Genomic DNA, 7,128 nt, shown 5'->3' with positions numbered 1-7,128 from the left:
CTACGACAAGCTCGCCGGCCGCTACCTCGCGGGCGTCACCATCGCTTCCCTGCTGCTCTGGCTCCGCCACGCCGAATTATCAGACACGCCTTAGGACGGACCGTACCGAAGGCCGCGATCGACGCGGACGTCGGTGCTTCGCAGTCACATGCATCACCTCCTCTCGCTGTCGGGGCCTAAGAACACGGCACTCGACACGGGTCGATGAGGAAGCGGTGTGGACTGCTGGCCCACATGTAGCCGTCCCAGGCTAAAGCAGCGGACCATGCCGAATCTTGGTATATGCCGAACTTCCAAGAGATCTTCTCGGCAAACGAAGATCGCCCCAGCCGAAGCAGCCAGGGCGATCCGGGAACTCAGGTTCAGCCGAGAGCATCCCCCAGCTTGCCGAGAGCGCGGCGCTTGTCGTCGAGGGAGACGTGGGCGTAGATGGTCATGGTCACCTCGATGTCGCTGTGGCCGACGATGTCGCGGACGACCTGGGGTGGTACGCCGAGGTTGAGCAGCAGCGTCACGCAGGTGTGCCGGAGATCGTGAAAGCGCATGTCCGCGAGGCCGGCGGCCTCGCGGATCGCTCCCCAGCTTCGCCGGAGGTTGTCCGGCTCCATCGGGGTTCCACGCCGGGATGGGAAGACGAGGCCGTGTTCCTCCCAGCCGTCCCAGTGGTCGGAGCGTTCGGCGAACTGCCGCCTACGGTGCTCCCGAAGGGCCTCCACGCAGATCGAGGGGAGCGGGACGGTTCGCTCGGAGTCGTTGGTCTTGGGCCGGACGAACTGAAGTCGGCCCCCGACCCGCTGGAGGGTCTGGATCACTTCGAGTTTCGCGGCGTCGAGGTCGATGTCCACCCAGTGGAGCCCGAGGAGCTCCCGCGCCGCAGGCGGGCCTGGCAGTCCTGCGGTACGGGTTCTCCTGCCATCGGATGACGAAGGTGGCGACCCCGAGCAGGACTCCTGGCCCTGACGGCACCCGCCGCCCCGCGCCCGCCCGGACGCACGCCGGTGGATCGTCGGGCGCGGGTGGTGTCAGCCGACCCACGAGCCTGTGGTGAAGTTCCCGGTGTTGATCGCCATGACCGGGATCATGATGGCCATGCTCACCAGCCACACCCAGGGTCTTCGCACCCCCGCGACGCCGATGGCGATCCACAGGGGGAACCAGGTCAGCGACCCCCGGCCGATCGACATGTAGAACGACGACAGGGTGAGGAAGGACAGCACCTGGGGGATGATGTACGCCAACTCCGGCCACTTGCGCCGTACCGCGAGGCAGCAGGCCAGCACCAGCAGCACCGCGGCCGAGATGATCTCCTCGTAGTAGGACGTGGTGAGCGAGGCGACGTCGTCGGACATGTTCAAGGTGTTGACGAGCGCCTCCCACGGCCAGACGGCGTGCCGGCCCCAGAATCGGTCCTGCACCGAGTTGTAGGCCAGCCAGTCGCCGGTGCGGGTCCACTGGTAGAAGCTGTACAGCACGAACGGCACACCAGGGAGCGCGAGCCAGGGCAGCAGGCGCCACCCGCCCGGGCGTTTGCGGCCGTTCTCCGCCATCAGGAACATGACGAGCAGCCCGAAGGCCAGGAACAGGCCGGAGATGCGCACCGTGGCGGCTCCGGTGGCGCACAGCGCGGCGTCCTCCCAGCGGCCGTTCCTGGCGAGCAGCCACGCCGGGACGGCCAGGGCGAGGAACAGCGCCTCCGAGTAGCCGGAGTACAGGAACACGGCGAACGGGCTGAGGAACAGCGCCGCCACCGCGTACCGGCCGCTGCCTGTCGCGTACGTCTCGGCGAGCCGCGACAGCGCCACCGCGAGCACCGCGCTGGCCACCAGCGAGATGATCATCGTGGCCAGTCGGCCGTCCTCGATGACCAGCCGCATCGCCCTGATCAGTATCGCCATGCCGGGGAAGAACGCCGGCAGCTTCTCGGCGTCCTGCATGCCCGGGGGGCCGTCGTAGGCGAACTGGGCGATGGCGATGAAGTTCTCGGCGTCCCAGCGGGTGAACCGGTTGAGGAAGGGGTCGGTGGTCCGGCCAGGGCCGGCCAGGTAGGCGTAGATCAGCACACCGACGTGCGACAGCGCCCAGAGCAGCAGGGCCATCCGGTCGCCGGGGTCGGTCAGGAACCTGGGCACCCACCGCCGCCCGGCCACCTCACCGGTTGATTCGCCGGTCGTCTTGCTGGAAGCCTCGCCAGGACGTGCGCTGGGTCCCGCGTCGGCCGGTTCCGGCTCTGTGATCTCCACCGGCCCGGCGGGTGCGCGATCAGTCACGCGAGAATCCTTATATAGCCGTAAAATCCGGGCAATCGGTTGCCCACGGCATGATCCTTCCGTGCCTGCCCGTCCCCGCTCGTCTCCTGCGAAGACCACTTCCGCCCGGTGGAGGGACGCCTTGCCCCGCCGTGAAACTTTCACGCGGTGTAACCGCCGTGCCCGCCGTGAAAAGGGATGGCACGCCCTCGTACCGCAGATGCACGGCCATCCCCTGGTCGGCGTGCGCGAGGTTGTGGCAGTGGTTCATCCACACACCGGGATCAGCCGCGCGGAACGCCACCGCGAGCACACGTCGGCAGCCGTCTACAGCCTTCCGACCTCGTGTTTGTTGAGAGGAGCAGGATGATCGCTCCGCCTGAAAAGCGGAAGGTCGGCAGTTCGACCCTGCCCCTGACCACCACACCTGAGCAGCAGAGAAGCCCCGAGCGTTGACCGCTCGGGGCTTTTTTGATCTTCAGTGACAGCAGCCTCACCGGTCTTCGGCCATCTCTCGGAGATAGCGGAAGTGCTCGTCCATGCCAACCTCTGAGCTCTTGAGGCAGCCGGCAATCCTCCATCTCGTTCGTATCCTCATGCAACGGCCTGAGTTCTACGCATGCCCGCGCACGGACCCACCGCAGCATCTTTGATGTACATCATCACGTACACTGAAGCCATGAAGGTGATGACCATGTCCGAATCGCGGGCCAACTACGCCGCCACCCTCGACGCTGTCATCAATGACCAGGAAGAAGTCCTCATCACCCGCCCTGGCGGGGAAGGCGTCGTCATGGTGTCGCAGCATGAATACGAATCGATGCGCGAGACGCTCTACCTCATGGCCTCGCCTGCCAACCGCCGACGTCTGTCGGAGGCGGTCGCCCGCCTGGAGGCCGGCGGCGGCACCGTCCGTGAACTGGCCGATGAGGGCACCACCTCGTGAAGCTCCTCTTCGATGAGCTTGCCTGGGATGACTACTGCTACTGGCAGCGAGAGGATCGACGGATCCTCAAAAGGATCAATCAGCTGATCGCCGACATAGCCCGAAACGAGAACGAAGGCATCGGCAAACCAGAGCCGCTGAAGTACGAATGGTCCGGCTATTGGTCCCGGCGCATTACTTCAGAACACCGGCTCGTCTACCGCGTCAACGACGACACGATCATGATCGCCGCCTGTCGCTATCACTACGAGAAGTAGCATCCGCCCGGCCGACGAGCCTCGGCATCCCGCTTCGGTTCAGAGCGGGAAGCCTGCGGCGCCCCTCTTACGGGAGACGCCTGTCACTCGCCGGCTGTGGCCAGGACGATCGACCCCGGGGCCCGATGGACGGTCCGGTGCGAGGTGACCTGCGCTGATGTGACAGCAGCACTGGCAGCAACATGCCCACACACCAGCACATCCGCGTCACCGTCCACATGTGACTGACCATGGCCTCGGTCAGGCGAGCAGGGCAGTTGTCCCGCCCGAAAAGCGGAAGGTCGGCAGTTCGACCCTGCCCCTGACCACCACACCTGAGCAGCAGAGAAGCCCCGAGTGATGATCGCTCGGGGCTTTTTTGATCTAGGGTGACAGCGAGGTTGAGCAGCAGGGTCACAGGTGTGCCGGGGATCATGAAAGCGCGTGCCTTCGAGGCCGGCGGCCTCGCGAATCTCCTCACCTCGTCAGGGGTTGTCCGGCTCCATCGAGGTTCCGCGCCGGGCGACAGGTGGGACGCCGTCACCATCCGTCCCATCCCCTGCATCCCCACCAGGGGCCGGTGAGGTGCCTGAGGCCGTATTCGTGACCCTGGGGCCGAGGCCGGCCGTTGGGGGTCCAGCTGAAGCACCGTGACCCCCCGACGGGCCAGTCGGTCACCTCGAGCCGTGCGGTGGGGGGAGTGCCGTCCTCTTCGCCCGCGTAATGTCCGCAGACGTGGTAGAGCCCCGCCCATCGGCATCCGGGGTCGGTGCGTCCGCCGTCGTCGATGATCGATCTGGCGTACTGCTCCATGCCGGACCGCGAGAGCGCGAAGCGCGCCGAGAAGGAACCGTCCAGGTGGATGACGCCCCACACGCCGAGCACGATGAGGGGAACCGGGAGCCAGCGCAGCAGCAACCGCATCGACAGCGTCCGCCATCCGGTCACCATCGCCACGCACAGGCGGATGAGCCAGTACAGGACGAGCGGCACCCAGACGAAGAGCCCGAAGACTCCTCCCTCGGCGTACGGGAAGGGCACGCTGGACCACCACAGACTGATGAACGCCGCGATCGCCACCGCGGTGAGGAGACGCCACCCGGGTGGGTGCTCGATCATCATGGCGTCACCCTAATGTCGATCTTCCGTCGTCGACGCGTCGTCATGATCCGCCTGTGGGTGGGCGCGGAGGTCGAGAAGGAGATTCATGCAGATGCGCCGGAGGTCGTGGAAGCGGACGAAGCTGCGTATCCTTCGCCCGTGAGGCTGCGGTTCGAGATACGCCGGTCCGACTCGCCGTGGATCGACAGCGTGTGGACATGCACGAGCGAGCAGGTCACCGCGATGACGTCCGTCGCGGGGGCGCGTTGGGGCCTGGTGTTCTGGGAGCAGGCCGGCCGGGCGTACACGAGCATCACCGGTCCCGAGACCCGGACCGGCACGGCGCCGGTGCCGGAGGGCGCGACCTTCACCGGCATCGAGTTCGCCGTGGGCACCTCGTTGCGGGACATGCCCGCGTCGGCGCTGGTCGACGGCGGCGTCGTGCTCCCCGGCACCACGCGCCGGACGTTCCGGCTGGACGGCGCGCGCTGGGAGACGCCCGGCCCCGATGACATCGAGGACCTGGTCGACGGTCTCGTCCGGGCCGGGACCCTGGTCCGTGACCCGCTCGTCAACGACGTGCTGCGGGGTCACCGCCCGGCGGTCTCGGGGCGTACCGTCGAACGCCGGTTCCGCGCCGCGACCGGACTGACGCGGGGCGCGGTCCGGCAGATCGAGCGGGCCCGCACGGCGGCGGAGCTGCTGGCCGCCGGTGGTCCGGCCGCCGACGTCGTCGCCAAGCTCGGCTACTTCGACGAGCCGCACCTGGCCCGGGCTCTGCGTTCCTACGTCGGACGCACCGTCGGGCAGTTGCGCGAGGGCGCCGGCGGCGCGATCGCCCTCGACCTGGATCAGCGCCTGACGTCGTAGACCAGCTTCAGGATCCCGTTCGAGTAGCTCTCCGACTCCCGCAGCGTCAGCATGTGCTTGTCCCGGTCGGCCCGGCCGAACAGGCTCTTCCCGGCGCCGAGCAGCACGGGGAAGACGAGCAGGTTGTACCGGTCGATCAGGTCCGCGTCCGCCAGCCGCCGGGCCAGCTCCGCGCTCCCGTGGATGAAGATCGCGCCACCCTCGCCCTCCTTGAGCGCGGCGACGTCCTCGGTCGAGCGCAGGATCGTCGTCGGCCCCCACCCGTCGACGAGGGCGTCGTCGGACAGCGTGGTCGACACCACGTACTTGGGCAGTTCCTTGTAGTCGGCGTGGTCCTCCGAGCCGGGCCAGACCGGCGCGAACAGCTCGTAGCTGCGGCGGCCGAACATCAGCGCCGTCGTGTCGGCGAGTTCCTCGCCCTTCAGCGACCAGGCCTCCGGGACGAACTCGAGGTCCTTGACCACCCAGCCGCCGCTGCGGTGCTCTTCTTCCGGCCCGCCGCCGGGCGAGTCCACGACGCCGTCCAGTGACATGAAACCGGTGTAGACCAGGTCACGCATTGTGCTGTCTCCTCATGCTCGGGCGAGCTGCCGGGTCCACGCTAGATCTCGGCCGCGGCGGCCGTCTTGGACGGAAACGACAGCGGGTCCGGAACGTGTGCCGGAACACCGCCGCAGTGATCGCCGACGGCTGCGATCAGGTCACGGAGGCGGCCAGGCGGCCTCGGGCTGACTACCCTCACCGGCATGATGCTTGCCTCGATTCCCAGCCCTCCCCAGGGGGTCTGGCATCTCGGATTCGTCCCGATCCGGGCGTACGCGTTGTGCTTCATCCTCGGGATCGGCTTCGGCATCTGGCTCAGCGAGCGCCGCTGGCGCGCCCGCGGCGGTGAGAAGGGCGCGATCGGCGACATCGCGGTCCCCGGGGTGATCTTCGGTTTGATCGGCGCCCGCGTCTACCACGTCATCACCGACTGGCAGACCTACTTCGGGCCGCGCGCGATCAAGGAGCCCTACCGGGCGCTGTTCATCTGGGAGGGCGGGCTCAGCATCTGGGGCGCGGTCGCCCTGGGAGGCGTGGGCGTGTGGCTGGCCTGTCGTCGCCGGGGGCTGTCCCTGGGAGCCGTGGCCGACACGGTCGCGCCCGGCATCGCGTTCGGGCAGGCGATCGCCCGCTGGGGCAACTGGTTCAACCAGGAGCTGTACGGCGGTCCGACCACGTTGCCGTGGGGCCTGGAGATCGATCAGGCGCACGGCGGCGAACCGGGCGTGCTCTACCACCCGACGTTCCTGTACGAGTCGCTGTGGGACGCGGCGCTCGGTTTCGGGCTGATCCTGGCAGGCAGGCGGTTCGCGCTGCATCACGGCCGCCTGTTCGCCGTCTACGTCGCCGGTTACACGTTCGGGCGGTTCTGGATCGAGGGGCTGCGGATCGACCCGGTGGGCGGCGTGGACCACGCGGTGACACTCCTGGGACTGCGGATCAACCAGTGGACCTCGATCGTGCTGTTCGCCGGCGCGCTGGTCTACCTCTGGGCGACCCGCGACAGGGACACCGAACAGGTCGCGGTACCGGTCTCGCGACACGAGTCCTCGCGACACGGGTCCTCACAGCACCCGGCTTCGCAAAAAGAGGTCTCGCGACACGAGTCCTCGCGACACGGGTCCTCACAGCACCCGGCTTCGCAAAAAGAGGTCTCGCGACACGAGTCCTCGCGACACGGGTCCTC

Annotated in this window: 9 protein-coding genes and 2 tRNA genes; 6 read left to right on the top strand and 5 right to left on the bottom strand. The window is 67.7% G+C overall.

Annotated elements, in window-relative coordinates; genetic code table 11:
* Window positions 1-362 precede the first annotated feature (362 nt).
* The 3 genes from ACZ6W9_RS36840 to ACZ6W9_RS36830 all read right to left on the bottom strand — a co-directional run bounded on the left by ACZ6W9_RS36840 (window position 363) and on the right by ACZ6W9_RS36830 (window position 2,550).
* The gene (locus ACZ6W9_RS36840) at window positions 363-890 is read right to left on the bottom strand and encodes a site-specific integrase (RefSeq protein ID WP_470121850.1); all 528 of its coding nucleotides are present in this window, start codon (window positions 888-890) and stop codon (window positions 363-365) included.
* Between the two features lie 132 nt (window positions 891-1,022).
* Window positions 1,023-2,267 carry a hypothetical protein gene (locus ACZ6W9_RS36835; protein WP_470121849.1) on the bottom strand — a complete coding sequence of 415 codons (1,245 nt, stop codon included), beginning with the start codon at window positions 2,265-2,267 and terminating at the stop codon, window positions 1,023-1,025.
* A gap of 10 nt (window positions 2,268-2,277) precedes the next feature.
* Window positions 2,278-2,550 (bottom strand): multicopper oxidase domain-containing protein, encoded by a 273-nt coding sequence (locus ACZ6W9_RS36830; protein WP_470121848.1) that lies wholly within the window; start codon window positions 2,548-2,550, stop codon window positions 2,278-2,280.
* A 51-nt stretch (window positions 2,551-2,601) separates the two neighbouring features.
* On the opposite strand from ACZ6W9_RS36830, the gene ACZ6W9_RS36825 reads away from it, so the two are divergent.
* From ACZ6W9_RS36825 to ACZ6W9_RS36810, 4 genes are all read left to right on the top strand, one after another.
* A tRNA-Phe gene (locus ACZ6W9_RS36825) sits at window positions 2,602-2,670 on the top strand.
* Between the two features lie 255 nt (window positions 2,671-2,925).
* Window positions 2,926-3,192, top strand: coding sequence for a type II toxin-antitoxin system Phd/YefM family antitoxin (locus tag ACZ6W9_RS36820; RefSeq protein ID WP_389970353.1), 267 nt, complete (start codon window positions 2,926-2,928; stop codon window positions 3,190-3,192).
* A complete protein-coding gene (locus tag ACZ6W9_RS36815) occupies window positions 3,189-3,449 on the top strand; it encodes a Txe/YoeB family addiction module toxin (protein ID WP_389970350.1) in 261 nt (86 codons plus the stop codon). The genes ACZ6W9_RS36820 and ACZ6W9_RS36815 overlap by 4 nt, the downstream gene beginning before the upstream one ends.
* Window positions 3,450-3,687: 238 nt before the next feature.
* A tRNA-Phe gene (locus ACZ6W9_RS36810) sits at window positions 3,688-3,760 on the top strand.
* Window positions 3,761-3,968: 208 nt separating this feature from the next.
* Here the strand turns inward: ACZ6W9_RS36810 and ACZ6W9_RS36805 are convergent.
* Window positions 3,969-4,550 carry a hypothetical protein gene (locus ACZ6W9_RS36805; RefSeq protein ID WP_470121847.1) on the bottom strand — a complete coding sequence of 194 codons (582 nt, stop codon included), beginning with the start codon at window positions 4,548-4,550 and terminating at the stop codon, window positions 3,969-3,971.
* A gap of 138 nt (window positions 4,551-4,688) precedes the next feature.
* On the opposite strand from ACZ6W9_RS36805, the gene ACZ6W9_RS36800 reads away from it, so the two are divergent.
* Entirely contained in the window at window positions 4,689-5,399 is a 711-nt protein-coding gene (locus tag ACZ6W9_RS36800; RefSeq protein ID WP_389970344.1) for a helix-turn-helix domain-containing protein, read from the top strand.
* Here ACZ6W9_RS36800 and ACZ6W9_RS36795 read toward each other — a convergent pair.
* Window positions 5,381-5,959, bottom strand: coding sequence for a dihydrofolate reductase family protein (locus ACZ6W9_RS36795; RefSeq protein WP_362935821.1), 579 nt, complete (start codon window positions 5,957-5,959; stop codon window positions 5,381-5,383). The genes ACZ6W9_RS36800 and ACZ6W9_RS36795 overlap by 19 nt on opposite strands.
* Before the next feature lie 186 nt (window positions 5,960-6,145).
* Between ACZ6W9_RS36795 and lgt the strand changes: the two genes are divergently transcribed.
* On the top strand, window positions 6,146-7,128 hold a 983-nt coding region (gene lgt, locus ACZ6W9_RS36790), incomplete at its 3' end, for a prolipoprotein diacylglyceryl transferase (RefSeq protein WP_470121846.1).

The organism is Streptosporangium sp. NPDC053982 (assembly GCF_055585205.1).
This window is presented reverse-complemented; position numbering and strand designations above follow the sequence as displayed.

Coding starts and splice junctions, on each gene's coding strand:
- ACZ6W9_RS36795 (WP_362935821.1), bottom strand. CDS start 5,959: ATGCGTGACCTGGTCTACACCGGTTTCATGTCACTGGACGGCGTCGTG.
- ACZ6W9_RS36805 (WP_470121847.1), bottom strand. CDS start 4,550: ATGATGATCGAGCACCCACCCGGGTGGCGTCTCCTCACCGCGGTGGCG.
- ACZ6W9_RS36820 (WP_389970353.1), top strand. CDS start 2,926: ATGAAGGTGATGACCATGTCCGAATCGCGGGCCAACTACGCCGCCACC.